Genomic DNA, 19,688 nt, shown 5'->3' on the forward strand with positions numbered 1-19,688 from the left:
GGGTGACGACGACCGCCCCGCCGCGCGGGACCGTCGGTGCAAGGGCCCAGCGCGCCGCCGCCCTCGTGCGCGACTCCGGCCCGACTGCGTGGCTCCGGCGCCTCGAGTCGCCGACCACGACCTACTACATGCTCATCGCCGCGACGAGCATCCTCGTCGGCTTCGGGTTGATCATGGTCCTCTCGGCGTCCGCCATTGTGTCGCTCGCCAACACGAGCTCGTCCTACACCGTCTTCCGCAGCCAGCTCACCTTCGCGGCCCTCGGCACGGTGGCCATCCTCATCGCCGTCCGAATACCTCCGCATCTGTGGAAGCGCCTCGCTCTACCGATGATGGTCATCGCGATCGGGCTCCAGGCGCTCGTCTTCAGTCCCATCGGTTCGTGCCAGTCCGGCAACTGCAACTGGATCGACTTGGGCCCTTTCGTCGTCCAGCCGAGCGAGATCCTCAAGCTCGCCTTGGCCCTTCTCGGTGCGGCGATCCTGTCGAAGAAGCGGCGGGTGCTGGGTCAGTTCAGACATGTGCTGGTCCCTTACGTCGTCCCGTTCGCGGCGGTTGCGATCGGTCTGGTCCTCTACGGTGAGGACCTGGGCACGGTGCTCATTCTCGGCGCGGTGGTCGGGGCGGTCCTGTGGGCGGCCGGCGTTCCCGCACGCTACTTCGGGTTCGCGGGTGGACTGTTCGTCGCGCTCGCAGTGGCCATGGTCGTCTACAGCCCGAACCGGCTCGGTCGCTTCGACGTCTGGCTCGGGCGTGACACCGACCCGTTCGGCATCGCCAGGCAGAGCATCCACGGCCGGTATGCGCTGGCCGACGGAGGCTGGTTCGGCCTCGGCCTCGGGGGGAGCCGGGAGAAGTGGCAGTGGCTTTCCGAGCCACACAACGACTTCATCTTCGCCATCATCGGGGAGGAGCTCGGGCTGGGCGGAACCCTGCTCGTCATCGCCTTGTTCCTCATGGTGGCGTACTGCAGCTACCGCATCGTCATGAGCTCCTCGGATCTCTTCGTGCGACTGGCCACGGCCGGCATCATGGGCTGGATCATCGTCCAGGCCATGATCAACATCGGATCCGTCATCGGCATGCTGCCCGTCATCGGGGTCAACCTCCCGCTCGTCTCGTCCGGCGGCTCGTCGTTGATCATGACCATGACGGCCCTGGGGATCCTCATCTCCTTCGCCCGCCACGAGCCGGACTGCGCCGCCGAGCTTGCCGCTCGTCCGCGACGCCGGCTCCTTCCGAGCCGAGCGCGGCGACCTCTGCGCAGGAGGGTGTGACGTGCGCAGCGTCGTGCTTGCCGGCGGTGGCACGGCGGGCCACGTGTCCCCCCTGCTCGCCCTGGCAGACACCCTCGTCGACCGGCATCCGGGCCTCGACGTCGTCATCCTCGGCACCGAGTCAGGGCTGGAGGCCGACCTCGTGCCCGCGCGCGGCTACGAGCTGACCACGGTCCCGAAGGTCCCCATGCCGCGGCGTCCCACTGGAGACCTGCTGCGTCTTCCGGGTCGGCTCAAGGCCGCGGTCGACGCCGCGGGCGCGGCGATGCGTGAGCCTGGGGCCGAGGTCGTCGTGGGGTTCGGCGGCTATGTGAGCACGCCCGCCTACCTCGCCGCGCGCCGGCTGGCGGTCCCGCTCGTCGTGCACGAGCAGAATGCCCGCCCGGGTCTCGCGAACCGCCTCGGTGCTCGACTCACCCGCTACGTCGGCGTCACCTTCGCCTCGACGCCGCTGCCGCACTCGACGCTCACGGGCATGCCGCTGCGCGAGCAGATCCGGACCCTGGACCGCACCACGCGCCGGACCGAGGCGGCCCGCGAGCTGGGGTTGGACCCCGGTCGACCCACACTCCTCGTGACCGGCGGAAGCCTGGGTGCCCAGCGGCTGAACGACGCATTCGCCGGTGCGGCGTCCTCGCTCGTCGCCGCCGGCCTGCAGGTCGTCCACGTCACGGGCCGGGGCAAGGAGTTCGAGCCCGAGGTCCCGACCGGCCCCGGACGCTACGTGGTTCTGCCCTACGCCGAGCGGATGGAGCTGTGCCTCGCCGCCGCCGACCTCGTGGTCGCCCGCTCGGGCGCGAACACCGTCTGCGAGCTGAGCGCCGTTGGGGCGCCGTCGGTGCTCGTCCCGCTCCCGATCGGCAACGGGGAGCAGCGACTCAACGCCCACGACGTCGTTGCTGCCGGGGGAGCGATCCTCGTCGAGGATGCGGCCGTGGACTCCCAGTGGGTCGTCGATGTCGTGGTGCCCCTCGCCCTCGACGACGAGCGCCTCGCGGCGATGTCCGTGGCGGCCGCGGCCGTGGGCGTCCGGGACGGACACGAACGCCTCGCCGACCTCGTCGAGCGGGCAGCGCGGAGGGTCACGTGACGGGGTTCGTCCCGGACCTCGCGGCGGCCGTTCCGGCTCCGGCCGATCTCGGCAGGGTCCATCTCATCGCCATCGGTGGCGCCGGGATGTCGGCCGTCGCGCGACTGCTCCTCGCCGCCGGCCTCACCGTCAGTGGCTCCGACGCGAAGGACTCTCCCACCTTGAGCGCCCTCGCCGCAGCGGGCGCTCGCGTGTTCGTCGGGCACTCCGCCGACCGCCTCGACGGGGTCGACACGGTCGTCGTCTCGTCGGCGATCAGGACCGACAACCCGGAGCTCGTCGCCGCTCGCGAGCGGGGGTTGCGGATCCTGCACCGCTCCCAGGCGCTCGCGTCCCTCGGTTCGGGGCGACACGTGGTCGCGGTCGCCGGCGCGAACGGCAAGTCGACGACGACGTCGATGATCGTCGCCGCCCTGGTCGCCGCCGGTCGAGACCCGTCCTTCGCATCGGGTGCTGAGATCCCTCAGCTCGGCACGAACGCCGCCATCGGGACCGGCCCCGACCTCGTGGTCGAGGCCGACGAGAGCGACGGGTCCTTCGTCGTGTACGCCCCGGACGTCGCCATCGTGACCAACGTGCAGGCCGACCACCTCGACTACTACGGCGACCTCGCCGGTGTCGAGCGCGCCTATCGTCGCTTCGTCGACTCAGCGCCCGACGGTGGCCTGCTCGTCGTATGCGCCGATGACCGTGGCTCCCGTGAGCTGGGGGAGTATGCGCGGGGGACCTCTCGCCGGGTCCGCACCTATGGTGCGCGCGAGGATGCGGACGTCCGGCTGACGTCAGCCGACCCGACCGACGTCGGGGGGCGGGCCGAGCTCTCGGTGGGGGCGCGCAGGCACGAGCTGGTCCTCCAGGTGCCGGGCCGGCACAACCTAGAGAACGCCGCCGGTGCCTTCACCGTGCTCACCGAGGCGTGCGGACTGACCCCGGAGGCTGCACTCGGCGGCCTGGCCTCGTTCTCCGGGGCGGCTCGGCGTTTCGAGTCACATGGCGAGCCTTTCGGCGTGCGGGTGATCGACGACTACGCACACAACGCACCCAAGGTGACCGCCGCGGTGCGGACCGGTCGGGAGATGGCGGACCGGCGGGGCGGACGGCTCCTCGTGATCTTCCAACCCCACCTGTACTCCCGAACCCGCGACTTCGCGCAGGAGTTCGCCGCCGCGCTCGAACCTGCGGACGAGATCGTGCTGCTCGCGGTCTATCCCGCGCGCGAGGACCCGATCGAGGGCGTGTCGAGCAACCTGATCAGCGACCGGATGTCCGAACGCGGCCCGGGACGTTCCGTTGTCGTGGAACCCGACTTCGAGGCCGCCGTCCAGCATGTGGCGGCAGTCGCCCGCCCGGGCGACGTCGTCATGACCATCGGCGCCGGCGACGTCACGAGCCTGGCACCCCGCCTCGCCGACGCGCTTGCGCACCGTGCAGGAGAGGCGGGAGAGGCGTCGTGATGGCTGCGCGCACCACGATCGTCGGCGACCGCTCCGGTCGCGCGTCCACGAGCGCGTCCACGAGCGCGTCCACGGCCGCGGCGGTGACTGCCCAGGAGCGGTTCGACCGGCGGATCCGGGCTCGGCGCCGGCGAGCGTGGCAGCTGGGCGCCGCCCTCGCCGTCGTGACCTTGATGACCGTGGCGGGCTGGTGGGCACTGTGGCGGAGCGACTGGTTCCTCGTCGAGAGCGTCGTGGTCACCGGGGTCGAGGAGCGTTGGGAGGCCTCGATCCGTGCCGCCGCCGCCGTGCCCATGTCTCAACCTCTTGTCGAGGTTGACACTTCCGCAGCCGAGCGCTCGGTCAGCGAGGTCGGCATCGTCCGTGAGGTCCGCGTCGTGCGGAGCTGGCCGACGACGATCTCCATCGAGGTGATGCCACGCCTGCCTGTCCTCGCGGCCCAGCAACCCGATGGGGACGTCGCGGTCGTGGACAGGGACGGGGCGGTCATCGAGGTGGTCCCGGCGGCGCCCGAGAACCTGCCGAGGGTCCTGGCGGCGGGCGAGGCCGGTGCGTCGCAGGATGCCTACCGCAGCGCCTGGCGCGTGATGTCGGCGCTGCCGGACGGCCTGCTGTCGCAGGTCACGACCGCGACCGTGAGCAGTGCCGACCTGGTCACGCTCGATCTCGGTGACCGCACCGTGGTGTGGGGCGGACCGGGGGATGCCGAGCTCAAGGCGTCCGTCGTGGAGGCCCTGCTCGACTCGGGCGCCCAGTACGTCGATGTCAGCGCGCCGCGCAGTCCGGTGACGAGGGAGACGGGCGACTCCTGACGAGAGCGCGGATGGTCCGGCACGGGGGTCGGAGCGCGCCGGAGGTCTCGTCGTCTGCGGCGGGAGTGACGGGTGTGACGAACCGGGCGCTTCGGGCCGACGAATGTGGCGACACGCGCGGGTGCAACGTTGCTCTGTCCGGCGACCCGACATAGCGTCGTTCCAGCAGCGCACAAGAGCCAAACTCTAACTCTACACATCACATTGAGACTTTTCGTCGAGATGTCCCATTGTTGAAAGGCCCCGCTCGTGGCAACTCCCCAGAACTACCTGGCCGTCATCAAGGTCGTCGGCATCGGCGGCGGTGGCGTCAACGCCATCAACCGGATGATCGAGGTGGGCTTGAAGGGTGTGGAGTTCATCGCGATCAACACCGACGCCCAGGCGCTCCTCATGAGTGACGCCGACGTCAAGCTCGACGTCGGCCGCGAGCTGACCAGGGGCCTCGGCGCAGGCGCCGACCCCGAGGTCGGCCGGAAGGCGGCCGACGACCACGCGGAGGAGATCGAAGAAGTCCTGCGCGGAGCGGACATGGTCTTCGTCACCGCGGGTGAGGGCGGCGGCACGGGGACGGGCGGCGCGCCCGTCGTGGCCCGGATCGCGCGGTCGTTGGGCGCCCTGACGATCGGTGTCGTCACGCGACCCTTCACTTTCGAGGGTCGGCGCCGGGCCAATCAGGCGGAGACCGGCATCGCCGACCTGCGCGACGAGGTCGACACCCTGATCGTCATCCCGAACGACCGGCTCCTGTCGATCAGCGACCGAGCGGTCAGCGTGCTGGACGCCTTCCGCAGTGCCGACCAGGTGCTGCTTTCCGGTGTCCAGGGAATCACGGACCTGATCACCACGCCGGGTCTGATCAACCTCGACTTCGCTGACGTGAAGTCGGTCATGCAGGGAGCGGGCTCGGCCCTCATGGGCATCGGGTCGGCGCGAGGTGAGGACCGCGCGGTCCAGGCCGCTGAGCTCGCCATCTCGAGCCCGCTCCTCGAGGCGAGCATCGACGGGGCCCACGGGGTCCTGCTGTCGATCCAGGGTGGCAGCGATCTCGGCCTCTTCGAGATCAACGAGGCGGCCAGGCTGGTCCAGGAGGCCGCGCATCCCGAGGCCAACATCATCTTCGGCGCGGTCATCGACGACGCCCTCGGAGACGAGGTGCGCGTCACCGTGATCGCCGCGGGCTTCGACGGAGGCAGCCCCAAGAAACGCGGGGACGAGATGGCTCTCGGAACGGTCCACGGTGGCGGTGCACGGGTGGCCGCCCAGGCACCGGCACCGCCGACCGGCGCGAGCGTCACGTCCGCCCCTGACGCCTCCGCGCCGGCGACCGAGCCGCAGGCGGGGTCCGCCGAGCCGGAGCAGTCGGCCGGCGAGTCCGCACCGGGACGGACCGATGCCGCTCGTCCGGCGCCGCAGCCGGTGCCGAGAGCTGTCACGTTCGACGACGAGGAGGACCTCGACGTCCCGGACTTCCTCAAGTAGGTGTCCGCAGCCAGCCCGTGGTGGTGGTCCGAGCGAGGTGGCGGCAGTGTCCTCGCCTTCACGAGCCGGGGTTCGGGCGCGTCGGCCGGTCCCTACGCCGGACTCGACCTGGCGCTGCACGTCGGTGACGACGAGACGGCGGTGCGGCTCAATCGCGCCGCTGTGATCGGCGAGCTGGCCGACCTCGCCAGGGTGCCGCAGGATGGGGTGACCCCGGTCTTCATGGACCAGGTGCACGGATCGGAGGTCCGGCTCGTCACGCGCGAGGAGGAGCTGCTCGGTCCGGTTCCCTCATCGGACGCCGTCGTCACGACCCTGCCGCGGGTGGCACTGTTCGCTCTGGTCGCCGACTGCACCCCGGTCCTCCTCGTCGACCCGGACGCCGGCGTCGCCGGAGCCGTTCATGCCGGGAGGCCCGGGATGCTCGCCGGAGTCGTGCCCGTCGCGGTGGCCGCCATGAGGGACGTCGGCGCGCGCTCGATCCGCGCCGTCGTCGGGCCCTCGGTCTGTGGGCGGTGCTACGAGGTGCCCGCCGAGATGCGCGAGGCGGCCGCTCGGGTGGAGCCCGTATGCGCCGCCGTCACCTGGACCGGGACGACGGCGATCGACGTCGCCGCTGGGGTCGTCGAGCAGCTGACCCGGGCGGACGTCGCCACGCGATGGCTCCCCGGCTGCACTCGCGAGAGCCAGGACCTGTACTCATACCGGCGGGACGGCCGCACCGGCCGATTCGGGGGAGTCGTCATGCTGACCGACACGTCGCCGGATACGCCGTGACCGACGGTCGACGGATCGAGGAGCTGCGGGCGGGCCTGGCCCGCACCGAGGAGCGGATCCGAGCCGCATGCGCTGACGCCCACCGCGACCGGGCCGAGGTGTCGCTGATCGTGGTCACGAAGTTCTTCCCCGCCACGGATGTCGTCTCGCTGCTCGAGCTGGGGGTTCGGGACATCGGTGAGAACCGCGACCAGGAGGCTCGCGCCAAGGTGAGGGAGACCGCCGAGCTCCTGGGCGGCGCCCGTCTTCCGCGCATGCACTTCATCGGACAGGCCCAGCGCAACAAAGCCGGCTCCATCGCGCAGTACGCCGACGTCGTGCACTCGCTGGACCGGCCCGCGCTGGCTGAGGCGCTCGACCGGGGGGCCGCCCGCGCCGACCGTACGCTCGATGTCCTCATCCAGGTCGACCTCGATCCCGAGCCGGACCCGGGACGCGGCGGGTCCGCTCCGGCGGACGTGGGCCGACTCGCGCAGCTTGTCGAAGGCCTGGAGCGACTCCGGCTCCGAGGAGTGATGACCGTCGCCCCTCTCGGGATGGATCCCGACCGCGTCTTCGGCCGGCTCGCCGAGGTCTCCTCGGAGCTGCGAAGCGACCATCCCGACGCGCGGTGGATCTCCGCGGGGATGAGCGGCGATCTCGAGTCCGCCGTCGCCCATGGTGCGACACACCTGCGTGTCGGAACCGCAATCCTCGGTTCTCGCCCGTCACACCGGTAACTTCAATCACGAACTTCAGCTCGACCGAACGTCGGTCCCGGCGCACAACGAAGTCAGGAGCTTTCATGGGCGGCGCACTGCACAAGACGATGGTCTACCTCGGCCTCAAGGACGAGGGCGAGCGCTACGAGGACGACTACTACGAGGACTACGACGCCCAGGACACCTTCGACGATGCCGCCGAGACCGCGCGTGACGACGAGCCGGAGCCGGCCGGCGCCTCGGTGACGCCGCTGCGCTCCGGTGCCGCGAACGTCCGCCTGGTCCAGAACCGCGAGCTCGGCACCATCCGGCGGATCACGACGATCCACCCTCGCACCTACAACGAGGCGCGCGTCATCGGGGAGAGCTTCCGGGACGGCACTCCGGTGATCATGAACCTCACCGAGATGGACGATGCGGACGCGAAGAGGCTCGTCGACTTCGGCGCGGGCCTGGTCTTCGGACTGCGGGGTAGCATCGAGCGGGTCACGGCGAAGGTCTTCCTCCTGTCACCCCATGGCATCGAGGTCGGCAACGGCGAGACCGCGGGAACCCCCGCGCGCACCGCACCGTTCAACCAGAGCTGAGGGCCCCGCACCGGCGAGGCCGTCCGGTCGAGGTCAGGAGTCGTTCCAGTCGATGAACAGCATCAGAGGCCTCATCGCGCTGCTCCTGTACCTGTATCTGTTGGTGCTGTTCGCCCGGCTCATCCTGAGCTGGGTTCAGGTCTTCTCCCGCGAATGGCGGCCGAAAGGGCCCGTCCTGGTCCTGGCCGAGGGCGTCTACAGCGCGACCGACCCGCCCCTTCGAGCGTTGCGGAAGGTCCTGCCCCCTCTCCGCATCGGCGGAGTCGCCCTGGACCTGGGGTTCTTCGTCCTCGTGCTCGTCATCTACATCCTGCTCGCCGTCGTCTCGCCCTGACCTGATCCCGCGTCCCGCGACCCACCGATTGTGACGTGGTCGTGACATTGCCTCTACAGTGGAGCAGGTGCCTGGTGTGCCCGACCCTTTCCAGCGACGGGCCGCCACGTGATGTCCAGCGGCGTTGACGAGCAACGCCGAGAGCGAAAGAGGTGACAGATGGCGCTGACGCCGGAGGACGTCCTCAACAAGACGTTCACTCAGACGCAGTTCCGCAAGGGGTACGACGAGCGCGAGGTCGACGACTTCCTCGACGAGATCGTCGCCGAGATGCGTCGGACGAACCAGTCCACCGAGGACCTTCGCACGCAGCTCAACGACTGCCGCGCCGGTCGCGGACTCAGCGCCGTCCCGTCGGGCGGGGCAGAGGAGCCGGAGTCCGTCGCGCAGCTGGCCGCCTTGCGCAGCGAGCACGAGGACCTGCAGAGTCGCTTCACTGCCGTCAACGGTGACCTCGAGACCCTCACCACCGAGAACCACTCCCTCACTGCGCGCATCTCCGAGCTCGAGTCCCAGCTCGGCGACGTGGACCAGCGCGAGTCCGGCCGTGCCGACGAGGTGGCCACGCTCCAGGAGCGCCTCCGTGAGGCCGAGCAGCGCGCGGAGGCCGCGGAGGCGCGGGTCGAGCAGCTCGAGCAGGGTGCCGAGGACGCTCGCTCGACGATCGCGGACTACGAGGGTCGGATCGCGGATCTCGAGCGACGCGTCGAGGACGCCGACCGTCGCGCGGACGAGGCGGACCAGCGCGTCGCAGCCGCGGCAGCGTCCGCTGACGAGGCTGCTGGTGCCGCGGAGGGTGCCGCGGACAGCAGGGTCGCAGCAGCGGCGCAACGCGCCGAGGAGGCTGAGCGCGAGGCGCAGGCGCGGGTCGAGCGAGCGCGCGCGGAGGCCGAGGACGCCGAACGACGCGCCGCCGAGGCGGCCCGCCGGGCCGAGGAGTCCGCGGCCTCACACCCGGCGGCGTTCGCCGGTTCCATGGACGACACCGCCACGATGAACGCAATCGGTGGCGGGGGCAACGCCGCCGGGATCATCGCTCTCGCCCAACGGGTTCACGACGAGCATGTCGCGGAGGGCGAGTCCCGCCGGCAGAGTCTCTTCGACGAGGGTCAGCGCCGGTTCGACGAGCTGCTCGCCACGGGGCAGTCGCAGCACGATGAACTGATCTCCACCGCCCAGGCGCGGCATGACGAGCTCGTGTCGACGGGGCAGGCTCAGCATGACGAGCTGGTCTCGACGGGGCAGGCTCAGCATGACGAGCTGGTGTCGACGGGGCAGGCTCAGCATGACGAGCTGGTCTCGACGGGGCAGGCTCAGCATGACGAGCTGGTCTCCACCGGCCAGACGCGACACGACGAGCTCATCGCCGAGGCGACGTCCCGGCACGAAGAGATGATCACCGAGGCCCGGGAGCGCTCCACCGGCATGGTCCACGAGGCACAGCAGCGCAAGCAGCAGATCCTCGAGGAGCTCGCCGCCGAGCGCACCCAGCTCGAACAGAAGATCGACGAGCTGCGCACCTTCGAGCGCGACTACCGCTCGCGCCTCAAGGTCTTCATCAGCGGTCAGCTCTCGGCCCTCGAGGACATGACGGTCGACTCCGGATCTCCCGCCGAGGAGGGCGAGGAGGTCTCCGCCAGCTGACGGCAGGCTACGACACGAGGACGACCCGGGCAGGGCGCCGACCCGGCGCCCGCCCGGGTCGTTTCGTCGGTGTCGCGATGGTTCTCGCCGTCCTCGACACGAGGTGTCTCATGAGCCATTTTGCGCGTTTCGGGCTGCTGGGGTCCGCTTCAGTCGCTACCATTCGCTCACGCCGATCCCACGGCACGGTCGTGCGGGGGGTGACCGGACGGGCCCACGGAAGGGAAGACGATCGATGGCCGCGAAGGCTACGACACCGGCCGCGCAACGCGGCGCGACGACGAAGGCTGCGACGGCGCGGTCTCGTTCTCGGGGGACGAAGGCGAGCACAGCCGCGCAGGCCGCCGCCATGGCGGTCCGCGACGACGAGGAGCCGTGGACCGAGGCCGAGCTCACCGAGCTCCGAGCGGAGGTCGAGTCCGACATCGCCCAGCTCGAGCGCGAGATCGCCACGGCCGAGGCGGAGCTGCACGACCTCATGCTCGACGCGGGCGACGGAGCGGGCGACGACCAGGCCGACGCCGGGGCCAAGACGTTCGAGCGGGAGCAGGAGATCTCACTGGCCAACAACGCGCGTGACCTGCTCGACCAGAACCGCCGGGCTCTGCAACGGATGGCCGACGGCACATACGGCCTGTGCGAGAGCTGCGGCAACCCGATCGGCAAACTTCGACTTCAGGCCGCACCTCGTGCGACCCTATGCATGCCATGCAAGAAGAAAGAGGAGCGTCGCTGACCGCTCGACGCGTCCCACGGCTCGCGTGGATCTCCCTGCTCGTCGCTCTTGCCGTCGTCGTCCTCGACCAGCTGACCAAGGTCTGGGCGCTGCGAGCGCTCACGCCGGGGGAGTCCGTCCCGGTCATCGGTGACCTCATCAGACTGACGATCATCCGCAACCCGGGCGCGGCGTTCTCCATCGGCAACCAGGCGACCTGGCTGCTGACCCTCGTCGCGGTCGTCGTCCTCGCCGTCGTGCTCGGGTCGTTGCGGCGTCTGGGTCACCTCGGCTGGGCCCTGTGTCTGGGCCTGCTCCTCGGCGGAGCCGTCGGCAACCTCCTGGACCGGCTCATCCGCGAGCCGGGGATCGGTCGGGGGCACGTGGTCGACTTCATCGACTACGGAGGGCTGTTCATCGGCAACGTGGCGGACATCGCGATCGTGGCGGCAGCGCTGTCGATCGCCGTGCTGGCCTGGAAGGGCATCGGCCTCGACGGCTCCCGCGAGGCGCGCGAGAGCGGCGGAGTCGCCTCGACGGACTCGACCGCGAGCCGGGCGGACGACGCATGAGTGGCGGTGAGGTGCGCACCGTCCTGGTGCCGGACGGACTGGAGGGGAGCCGAGTCGACGCGGCGGTGGCGCGCCTCTTCGGGTTGTCCCGGACCAAGGCCGCGGACGTGGCGTCCCGAGGGGGTATCCGCATCGACGGCACCCAGGTCGCCAAGTCGGCGATCGTTCCGGTCGGTGCCATGCTCGAGGTGGAGCTGCCCGGCGCCCCCACGTCCCCGTCGGTCGAGCTCATCGCGGAGCCGGTGCCGGGGATGCGGATCATCCATGACGACGAGGACATCGTCGTTGTCGACAAGCCCGTCGGCGTGGCCGCCCACCCGAGTGCCGGGTGGCGTGGGCCGACCGTGGTCGGTGGACTGGCGGCCACCGGCTACCGCATCGCCACGAGCGGTGCGAGCGAGCGGCAGGGCGTGGTCAGTCGGCTCGACGTGGGCACCTCGGGACTGATGGTGGTCTGCAAGAGTGAGCGCGCATACTCGATCCTCAAGCGTGCCTTCAAGGAGCGCCGGGTCGACAAGACGTACCACACCCTCGTCCAAGGCCTGCCGGATCCAATCGTCGGCACCATCGACGCCCCGATCGGCCGGCACCCGGGCCACGACTACAAGTTCGCGGTGATGGACTCGGGCAAGCCGGCCGTCACCCACTACGAGCTGCTCGAGGCGTTCCGGCATGCCTCGCTGCTCACCGTGCGGCTCGAGACCGGCCGCACGCACCAGATCCGCGTGCACATGGCGGCGGTCCGACACCCCTGCGTCGCCGACCCCCTCTACGGCGCAGACCCCCGGCTCGCCGCCCGCCTCGGTCTGGACCGCCAGTGGCTGCACGCGGTCGGGCTCGGTTTCGAGCACCCCGGCTCGGGGGAGTGGGTCACCTTCGAGAGCTCCTATCCCGAGGACCTCGCCGCGGCGCTGGAGCGACTCGAGAGCCGCTGATCGGCGACACCCCGCGGCGACACGCCGAGGAGTGTCCGACGCGCGACCTACGATGGTCCAGCCATGGGAAAGTCTGAGTCGTTCGTCCACCTCCACGTCCACACCGAGTACTCCATGCTCGACGGGGCGGCGCGGATCGGCGACCTCTTCACCAAGGCCGAGCAGCTGGGGATGCCGGCGGTCGCCATGACCGACCACGGGTACCTCTTCGGGGCGCACGAGTTCTGGAAGAAGGCCCAGGAGACGTCGGTCAAGCCGATCATCGGCCTCGAGGCCTACGTCACGCCTGGCACCCACCGCTCGGACCGGACGAGAGTGAAGTGGGGTGACGAGCGCACCCGCGGAGGGGACGATGTCTCCGGTGGCGGTCTGTACACACATATGACGCTCCTGGCCCGCACCACGGCAGGCATGCACAACCTGTTCCGGATGGACAGCCAGGCCTCCCTCGACCAGGAGTTCGCCAAGTACCCACGGCTGGACCGGGAGCTCCTCGGCCGGCACAGCGAGGGCCTGATCGCCACGACCGGCTGCCCGTCGGGCGAGATCCAGACCCGGCTGCGGCTCGGGCAGTACGACGCCGCACGAGCGGCAGCCGCCGAGTTCCGGGACATCTTCGGCGCCGAGAACTACTACTGCGAGGTGATGGACCACAACAACGAGATCGAGCGCCGAACGATCAAGGACCTGCTCCGCCTCGCGAAGGACCTCGGCCTACCGCTGCTCGCGACCAACGACTCCCACTACACCAACCCCGAGGACGCGACCGCCCACGCGGCCCTGCTCTGCGTCCAGTCCGGCTCGACGCTGATGGACCCCGACCGCTTCAAGTTCGACGGCGAGGGCTACTACCTGCAGTCGCCGGAGGAGATGCGCAGGACCTGGCGCGAGTTCCCCGAGGCCTGCGACAACACGCTGCTCGTCGCCGAGCGCTGCGAGGTCGAGTTCACCGAGGGCGAGGGGCGCTACATGCCCAAGTTCCCGTGCCCGCAGGGGGAGAGTGAGCAGAGCTGGTTCGTCAAGGAGGTCTACCGGGGTCTCCATGAGCGCTTCCCCGGAGGCGTTCCCGACTACGCCCGCACCCAAGCCGACTTCGAGATCGACGTCATCGTCTCCAAGGGGTACGCCGGATACTTTCTCGTCGTCGCCGACTTCATCACGTGGGCCAAGGACAACGGCATCAGGGTTGGGCCAGGCCGTGGCTCGGGTGCGGGATCGATGTGTGCCTACGCCATGAAGATCACCGACCTCGACCCGGTCCCGCACGGTCTGATCTTCGAGCGGTTCCTCAACCCGGAGCGGATGTCGATGCCGGACTTCGACGTCGACTTCGACGAGCGTCGCCGTGGCGACGTGATCAAGTACGTCACCGACAAGTACGGATCAGAGCGCGTTGCGCAGATCGTCACGTACGGCACCATCAAGGCCAAGCAGGCCGTCAAGGACGCCGCCCGTGTCATGGGCCACCCCTTCGTTGTCGGGGAGTCGCTGACCAAGGCGATGCCCGCCGACCAGATGGGCAAGGGTGTGTCCCTCTCGGAGGTCTACGACCCCGAGCACCCCCGACACGGTGAGGGCAAGGAGTTCCGCGAGCTCGTCGAGACCGAGAGTCACCTCCAGGAGATCGTCGCGACCGCCAAGGGCCTCGAGGGCCTGAAGCGCCAGTGGGGTGTGCACGCCGCCGGCGTCATCATGTCGAGCGAGCCCCTGATCGACCTGATCCCGATCATGAAGCGGGTCCAGGACGGCCAGATCATCACCCAGTTCGACTACCCGACGTGCGAGTCGCTCGGACTGGTCAAGATGGACTTCCTCGGGTTGCGCAACCTGACGATCCTCGACGACGCGATCGCCAACGTGCGCGACAACCGCGGTGAGGACATCGATCTCGACGAGCTCTCCCGCACCCTGGACGACGCAGCGACGTACGAGCTGCTCGGACGCGGTGACACCCTCGGGGTGTTCCAGCTCGACGGCGGGGGCATGCGCTCGCTGCTGCGCCTGATGCAGCCGGACAACTTCGAGGACATCTCGGCCGCCCTCGCCCTGTACCGTCCCGGTCCGATGGGGGTCAACGCGCACACGAACTTCGCGCTGCGCAAGAACGGCAAGCAGGAGCTGATCCCTCTCGACCCCCAGCTCAAGGGCAAGCTGCAGCCCGAGATGGTGGCGGCGTTGGAGCCGATCCTCGGCACGACCTATGGCCTGGTCATCTACCAGGAGCAGGTCATGGAGATCGCCCAGAAGCTCGCCGGCTACACACTGGGCAACGCCGACCTGCTCCGCCGCGCGATGGGCAAGAAGAAGAAGAGCGTCCTCGACGCCGAGTACGTCCCCTTCTCGGAGGGAATGAAGGCCAACGGCTTCACCGAGGAGTCGATCGCCGCACTCTGGGGTGTTCTGGTCCCCTTCTCGGACTACGCCTTCAACAAGGCGCACACCGCCGCCTACGGCCTGGTGTCGTACTGGACCGCGTATCTCAAGGCGAACTACCAGGCCGAGTACATGGCCGCCCTCCTCACCAGCGTCGGTGACGACAAGGACAAGTCCGCGCTCTACCTCGGCGAGTGCCGCCGGATGGGCATCAAGGTGCTGCCGCCCGACGTCAACGACTCCGTCGGTCGCTTCGCCGCGGTCGGCTCCGATATCCGCTTCGGGCTCCAGGCGATCCGCAACGTCGGACACAACGTCGTCGAGGACATCATCCGGGCCCGACAGGAGAAGGGCCGGTTCGCCTCCTTCCGCGACTTCCTGTCCAAGTGCTCCCTCGTCGTGGCGAACAAGCGCACGGTCGAGTCGCTCATCAAGGCCGGAGCGTTCGACGGGCTGGGCGAGCCGAGGATGGGTCTGCTGCGGATCCACGAGGAGTACGTGGATGCCACCGTCGCGATCAAGCGGGCCGAGGCGATCGGTCAGGACTCCCTCTTCGGCGGCCTCGGGATGGACGACGGTGCCGCCTCAGACCAGCTCATGGGGCTGCCACCGGTTCCGCAGACGGAGTGGGACAAGGCCACGCTGCTGACCTTCGAGCGCGAGATGCTCGGTCTCTACGTCTCCGACCATCCGCTGCTCGGCATCGAGCACGTGCTGGACCGGCATGCGGACACCCCGATCTCCGCGCTGACCCAGGACGAGGGTCGCGCGGACGGCCAGACGGTGACCATCGCGGGCCTGATCACCTCGCTGACGCAGAAGCGCAACAAGAAGGGTGAGCTCTATGCGATCGCGACGGTCGAGGACCTCGACGGTGCGGTCGAGGTGTTCTTCTTCGCCAAGACGTGGATGACCGTCAGCACGATGCTCGGCACGGACGTCGTGTGCGTGGTCAAGGGCCGGGTCAACAAGCGCGACGAGACCGTCTCGATCTACGCCTCGGACGTCACCCTGCCCGACCTCACCGACGGCCCGCGCGGCCCGGTCGTCCTCCAGATGGACACGATGCGTGCGACCGCGGGCCGCATCGAGGAGCTGCGAGAGGTGCTGGACAACCACCCGGGAGTGACCGAGGTCCAGCTCCGTCTTCGCCAGCCGGGACGCTCGACGACCCTGCGACTCAAGCACCGGGTCACGGCGTCGGAGGCACTCTTCGGCGACCTCAAGGCGCTGCTCGGCCCGGGCTGTCTGGGAGCGTGATCCTCAGGGTCATAGGCTTGGCGCCCATGACCCTTCCCGAGCCGCCCTCAGCGGCGCAGCGACCCCGCACACGCACTCACCACGGACACTCCTTCGAGGACCCCTACGAGTGGCTGCGGGACAAGAACGACCCAGAGGTCATCGGCTACCTGGACGCGGAGAACGCCTACGCAGAAGCCCGTACCGACCACCTGGCCCCGGTGCGACGCAGCATCTATGACGAGATCCGCTCGCGCACCCAGGAGACCGACGCCAGCGTCGCCGTCGGCAGCGGTCCGTGGTGGTACTACACCCGGATGGTGGAGGGCGGCTCCTACGGCATCCATGCCCGCTCACCACGCGTCCCGGGCGGGCCGCGCCCAGACCTGAGCACCGGTCTGCCCGTGGCAGACGAGCAGGTGCTGCTCGACGCCGACGCGCTGGGTTCAGGGCGCGACTACTTCGCGATCGGCGCCTTCTCGGTCAGCGCCGACCACCGAACCCTCGCATACTCCATCGACGTCTCCGGTGACGAGCGCTTCGATCTCGTCGTCGTCGATCTCGAGAGCGGCTCGGTCCGCGACGACTCCATCCGCGGCATCGGCTACGGCGCGGAGCTGACCATCGACGGATCCACCGTCTACGTCACCCGGGTGGACGACGCCTGGCGACCACACGAGGTGTGGCGCTACCCCGTGGGCTCCGGAGACGCGGACGGCGCGTCGAGCGGAGAGCTGGTTCTGCGCGAGGAGGACGAGCGGTTCTGGCTGGGCATCGGCGCCAGCCGCGACGACCGCTTCATCCAGATCGGGCTCGGGTCCAAGACAACGTCGGAGCACTGGCTGGTCGACGCCTCCGACCCTGTGGCCGGCCCTCGCTGCGTCGCCCCACGCCGGGAGGGCGTCGAGTACGACGTCGAGGTCGCCGCGGACCGGCTCCTCATCGTGCACAACGCCGACAACCGCAACAGCGACCTCGCCTGGGCGCCGCTGTCGAGCAGCACCCACGAGGACTGGCGACCTTTGCTCCAGAGCGCTCCCGGCGAGCGGTTCACGGGCGTGGACGCCTTCGCTCATCATGTGGTGCTCTCGCTGCGGTCGGCCGGTCTGACCGCGCTCCGGCTTCTCGAGCGTGACGACACGGTCGATGCCGGCTGGCGGCTCGGGCGCGACCTGGTCTTCGAGGAGGAGATCCACACCGTGGGCCTCGGCGACAACGCGGAGGTGGACACCGAGTCGGTGCTCGTCGTCTACGAGTCCTACCTGACACCGCGCACCGTCCTCGAGATCGACTTGCGCACCGACGAGCGCGAGGTGCTGCGCCGGGTGCCGGTCCTCGGCGACTACGACCCGACGGCGTACGTGCAGCGACGACTCTGGGTCAGTGCACCGGACGGCGTCGAGGTCCCCGTCTCGCTCGTCACCCGGGCGGGCGTCGAGCCAGACGGTACGCATCCTGGCTTCCTCACGGCCTACGGCTCGTACGAGCACTCCCACGACCCCTACTTCTCGATCCCGCGCCTGAGCCTGCTGGACCGCGGTGTCTCGTTCGCGGTCGCCCATGTCCGCGGCGGCGGGGAGATGGGTCGCGAGTGGTACGAGCAGGGGCGCCTCCAGCACAAGCGCAACACGTTCACGGACTTCGTCGCCGTCGCCCGCCACCTCGTCGACTCGGGGTGGGTGGCGGCGGACCGCCTGGCCGCCTCAGGCGGCTCGGCCGGCGGTCTGCTCATCGGTGCCGCGGTCAACCTCGCACCCGAGGCGTTTCGGGTCGTTCACGCGGACGTGCCGTTCGTCGACGCCCTCACGACGATCCTCGACCCCTCGCTGCCGCTGACGGTTGTCGAGTGGGAGGAGTGGGGTGACCCGCTGCACGACCCCGAGGTCTACGAGTACATGCGCTCGTACACCCCGTACGAGAACATCGCGGCCGCGGTCTATCCCGCGATCCTCGCGACGACGAGCCTGAACGACACCCGGGTCTACTTCGTCGAGCCGGCCAAGTGGGTTGCGGCCCTACGAGCGACCGTTGCGAACGACCCGGCCGCCCGGCCGATCCTGCTGCGCACCGAGATGGTGGCCGGCCACGGTGGGCGCAGCGGTCGGTACGCCGCGTGGGAGCAGACCGCTTGGGAGTGGGCGTTCGTCCTCGACCAGCTCGGCGCGACGGTGCCGGTCGGCGGGGGAGCACCGCAGGGCTGACCGGTCAGCGCAGGCCGAAGATCGTGCGGTGCCACTCCTTTGCGGTGGCGCCGGTCAGGTCGGCCATGACGTGCTTGACCTGGGTGTACTCCTCGAAGGAGTACGTCGACATGTCCTTGCCGTAGCCGGAGGCCTTCATGCCGCCGTGGGGCATCTCCGAGATGATCGGGATGTGGTCGTTGATCCACACCGTCCCCGCGCTGATCCGGCGTGCGGCCTCCTGCGCCCGAAAGACGTTGGTCGTCCACGCCGACGCCGCCAGCCCGAAGGGGGTGTCGTTGGCAAGCTCGAGAGCCTCGTCGTCGGAGTCGAAGGGCAGCGCCGCGAGGACCGGGCCGAAAACCTCGTCCTGGACGATCTCGCTCTTCTGCTCGGCGTCGACGATGAGCGTGGGCTCGTAGTAGGCCCCGGTCGCGAGGTCGCCTCCGGGTGCCCTGCCGCCGGTGAGGGCCCGTGCCCCGGCCTGCACGGCACGCTCGACCATCGCGGCGACCTTGTCCCGCTGCCGGAACGAGACGAGCGGCCCCTGGTCGGTGTCCGGGTCGGTCGGAACGCCGAGGCGCACCGAGGCCATGAGCTCGGCGACCCCGGAGACGAAGTCGTCGAATCGGGAGCGGTGCACGTATGCGCGGGTCGCCGCAGTGCAGTCCTGGCCGGTGTTGATCAGACTGGCGGCGACCGCCCCGTGGATGGCCGCGTCCAGGTCTGCGTCGTCGAAGACGACGAAGGGAGCCTTGCCTCCGAGCTCGAGGTGCAGCCGCGTCCCGTTGACCGCAGCCAGACCCGCGATGTGCCGCCCCACGGTCGTCGAGCCCGTGAACGACGTCATCGCGATGTGGGGGGAGGAGACGATCGCCTCACCGGTCAGCGGACCCGGACCGTTGACGATGTTGACGACCCCCGCCGGCATGCCCGTCCGGTCGCACGCCTGCGCGAGCATGAGCGTGGTGAGGGGCGTGACCTCGGCGGGCTTGAGAACGATCGTGTTGCCGGCCGCTATGGCGGGCAGGATCTTCCACACGGCCATCTGCAACGGGTAGTTCCACGGCGAGATCGAGCCCACGACCCCGATCGCCTCGCGTCGGATCGAGGACGTGTGATCGCCCGAGTACTCCGCAGTCGCGTGCCCGGGGAGGTGACGTGCCGCACCCGCGAAGAATGCGACGTTGTCGACCGATCCCGGCACGTCGAACTCGCGGGCCAGCCGGATCGGCTTGCCGGTCTGCGAGGTCTCCGCCTGGGCGAGGTCCTCCGCCATCGCCTCGAGCTCGGTGTGCAGTGCGTAGAGAGCGGCGGACCGCTCCGCGGGGGTGGCGCCCGACCACTCGGGGAACGCGGCCCTGGCGGCGGAGATCGCGGCGGCGACGGTGCTCTCGTCGTCCGCCGTGTAGGTCCAGACCGTCTGACCGGTCGAGGGGTCGATGACCGTCTGCTCGGGTCCGGTGCCGGTCCCGTGCGTGCCGCCGATGTAGTTGCTCGTCTCCAGGCTCATGAG

General features: G+C 69.7%; 16 protein-coding genes. 15 read left to right on the forward strand and 1 reads right to left on the reverse strand.

Features of this window, described 5'->3' with window-relative positions; all coding sequences use genetic code 11:
- The first annotated feature begins 2 nt into the window (after positions 1 to 2).
- The 15 genes from ftsW to GA707_RS18480 all read left to right on the forward strand — a co-directional run bounded on the left by ftsW (position 3) and on the right by GA707_RS18480 (position 18,193).
- On the forward strand, positions 3 to 1,277 hold the full coding sequence (gene ftsW / locus GA707_RS18410; RefSeq protein ID WP_226963942.1) for a putative lipid II flippase FtsW: 1,275 nt from the start codon (positions 3 to 5) through the stop codon (positions 1,275 to 1,277).
- A 1-nt stretch (position 1,278) separates the two neighbouring features.
- Positions 1,279 to 2,367 (forward strand): undecaprenyldiphospho-muramoylpentapeptide beta-N-acetylglucosaminyltransferase, encoded by a 1,089-nt coding sequence (murG, locus tag GA707_RS18415; protein ID WP_152179919.1) that lies wholly within the window; start codon positions 1,279 to 1,281, stop codon positions 2,365 to 2,367.
- The gene (gene murC, locus GA707_RS18420) at positions 2,364 to 3,821 is read left to right on the forward strand and encodes a UDP-N-acetylmuramate--L-alanine ligase (protein ID WP_152179920.1); all 1,458 of its coding nucleotides are present in this window, start codon (positions 2,364 to 2,366) and stop codon (positions 3,819 to 3,821) included. Before murG ends, murC begins: the two co-directional genes overlap by 4 nt.
- Positions 3,821 to 4,633 (forward strand): cell division protein FtsQ/DivIB, encoded by an 813-nt coding sequence (locus tag GA707_RS18425; protein WP_152179921.1) that lies wholly within the window; start codon positions 3,821 to 3,823, stop codon positions 4,631 to 4,633. Before murC ends, GA707_RS18425 begins: the two co-directional genes overlap by 1 nt.
- A gap of 249 nt (positions 4,634 to 4,882) precedes the next feature.
- A complete protein-coding gene (ftsZ, locus tag GA707_RS18430) occupies positions 4,883 to 6,115 on the forward strand; it encodes a cell division protein FtsZ (RefSeq protein ID WP_193315412.1) in 1,233 nt (410 codons plus the stop codon).
- A complete protein-coding gene (locus tag GA707_RS18435; protein ID WP_152179922.1) occupies positions 6,116 to 6,892 on the forward strand; it encodes a polyphenol oxidase family protein in 777 nt (258 codons plus the stop codon). It begins immediately after the preceding gene.
- Positions 6,889 to 7,611 carry a YggS family pyridoxal phosphate-dependent enzyme gene (locus GA707_RS18440; RefSeq protein ID WP_226963943.1) on the forward strand — a complete coding sequence of 241 codons (723 nt, stop codon included), beginning with the start codon at positions 6,889 to 6,891 and terminating at the stop codon, positions 7,609 to 7,611. The genes GA707_RS18435 and GA707_RS18440 overlap by 4 nt, the downstream gene beginning before the upstream one ends.
- A gap of 65 nt (positions 7,612 to 7,676) precedes the next feature.
- Positions 7,677 to 8,180: a cell division protein SepF gene (locus GA707_RS18445; protein ID WP_152179924.1), complete on the forward strand. Its 504-nt coding sequence runs from the start codon at positions 7,677 to 7,679 to the stop codon at positions 8,178 to 8,180.
- A gap of 52 nt (positions 8,181 to 8,232) precedes the next feature.
- Positions 8,233 to 8,514: a YggT family protein gene (locus GA707_RS18450; protein ID WP_152179925.1), complete on the forward strand. Its 282-nt coding sequence runs from the start codon at positions 8,233 to 8,235 to the stop codon at positions 8,512 to 8,514.
- A gap of 159 nt (positions 8,515 to 8,673) precedes the next feature.
- Positions 8,674 to 10,158 carry a DivIVA domain-containing protein gene (locus GA707_RS18455; RefSeq protein WP_152179926.1) on the forward strand — a complete coding sequence of 495 codons (1,485 nt, stop codon included), beginning with the start codon at positions 8,674 to 8,676 and terminating at the stop codon, positions 10,156 to 10,158.
- 235 nt (positions 10,159 to 10,393) lie between these two features.
- Positions 10,394 to 10,894 carry a TraR/DksA C4-type zinc finger protein gene (locus tag GA707_RS18460; RefSeq protein WP_152179927.1) on the forward strand — a complete coding sequence of 167 codons (501 nt, stop codon included), beginning with the start codon at positions 10,394 to 10,396 and terminating at the stop codon, positions 10,892 to 10,894.
- Positions 10,867 to 11,445, forward strand: coding sequence for a signal peptidase II (gene lspA, locus GA707_RS18465; protein WP_152179928.1), 579 nt, complete (start codon positions 10,867 to 10,869; stop codon positions 11,443 to 11,445). The genes GA707_RS18460 and lspA overlap by 28 nt, the downstream gene beginning before the upstream one ends.
- Positions 11,442 to 12,380, forward strand: a complete 939-nt coding sequence (locus tag GA707_RS18470) for an RluA family pseudouridine synthase (protein ID WP_152179929.1) — start codon at positions 11,442 to 11,444, stop codon at positions 12,378 to 12,380. Before lspA ends, GA707_RS18470 begins: the two co-directional genes overlap by 4 nt.
- 63 nt (positions 12,381 to 12,443) lie before the next feature.
- Positions 12,444 to 16,013 (forward strand): DNA polymerase III subunit alpha, encoded by a 3,570-nt coding sequence (gene dnaE, locus GA707_RS18475; RefSeq protein ID WP_152179930.1) that lies wholly within the window; start codon positions 12,444 to 12,446, stop codon positions 16,011 to 16,013.
- Positions 16,014 to 16,039: 26 nt separating this feature from the next.
- Positions 16,040 to 18,193 carry a S9 family peptidase gene (locus tag GA707_RS18480; protein WP_152179931.1) on the forward strand — a complete coding sequence of 718 codons (2,154 nt, stop codon included), beginning with the start codon at positions 16,040 to 16,042 and terminating at the stop codon, positions 18,191 to 18,193.
- A 4-nt stretch (positions 18,194 to 18,197) separates the two neighbouring features.
- Here GA707_RS18480 and GA707_RS18485 read toward each other — a convergent pair whose 3' ends face one another.
- Positions 18,198 to 19,685: a gamma-aminobutyraldehyde dehydrogenase gene (locus GA707_RS18485; protein WP_152179932.1), complete on the reverse strand. Its 1,488-nt coding sequence runs from the start codon at positions 19,683 to 19,685 to the stop codon at positions 18,198 to 18,200.
- Between the last annotated feature and the right edge of the window lie 3 nt (positions 19,686 to 19,688).

This window comes from Nostocoides sp. F2B08 (genome assembly GCF_009184895.1).
Lineage (GTDB): Bacteria > Actinomycetota > Actinomycetes > Actinomycetales > Dermatophilaceae > F2B08.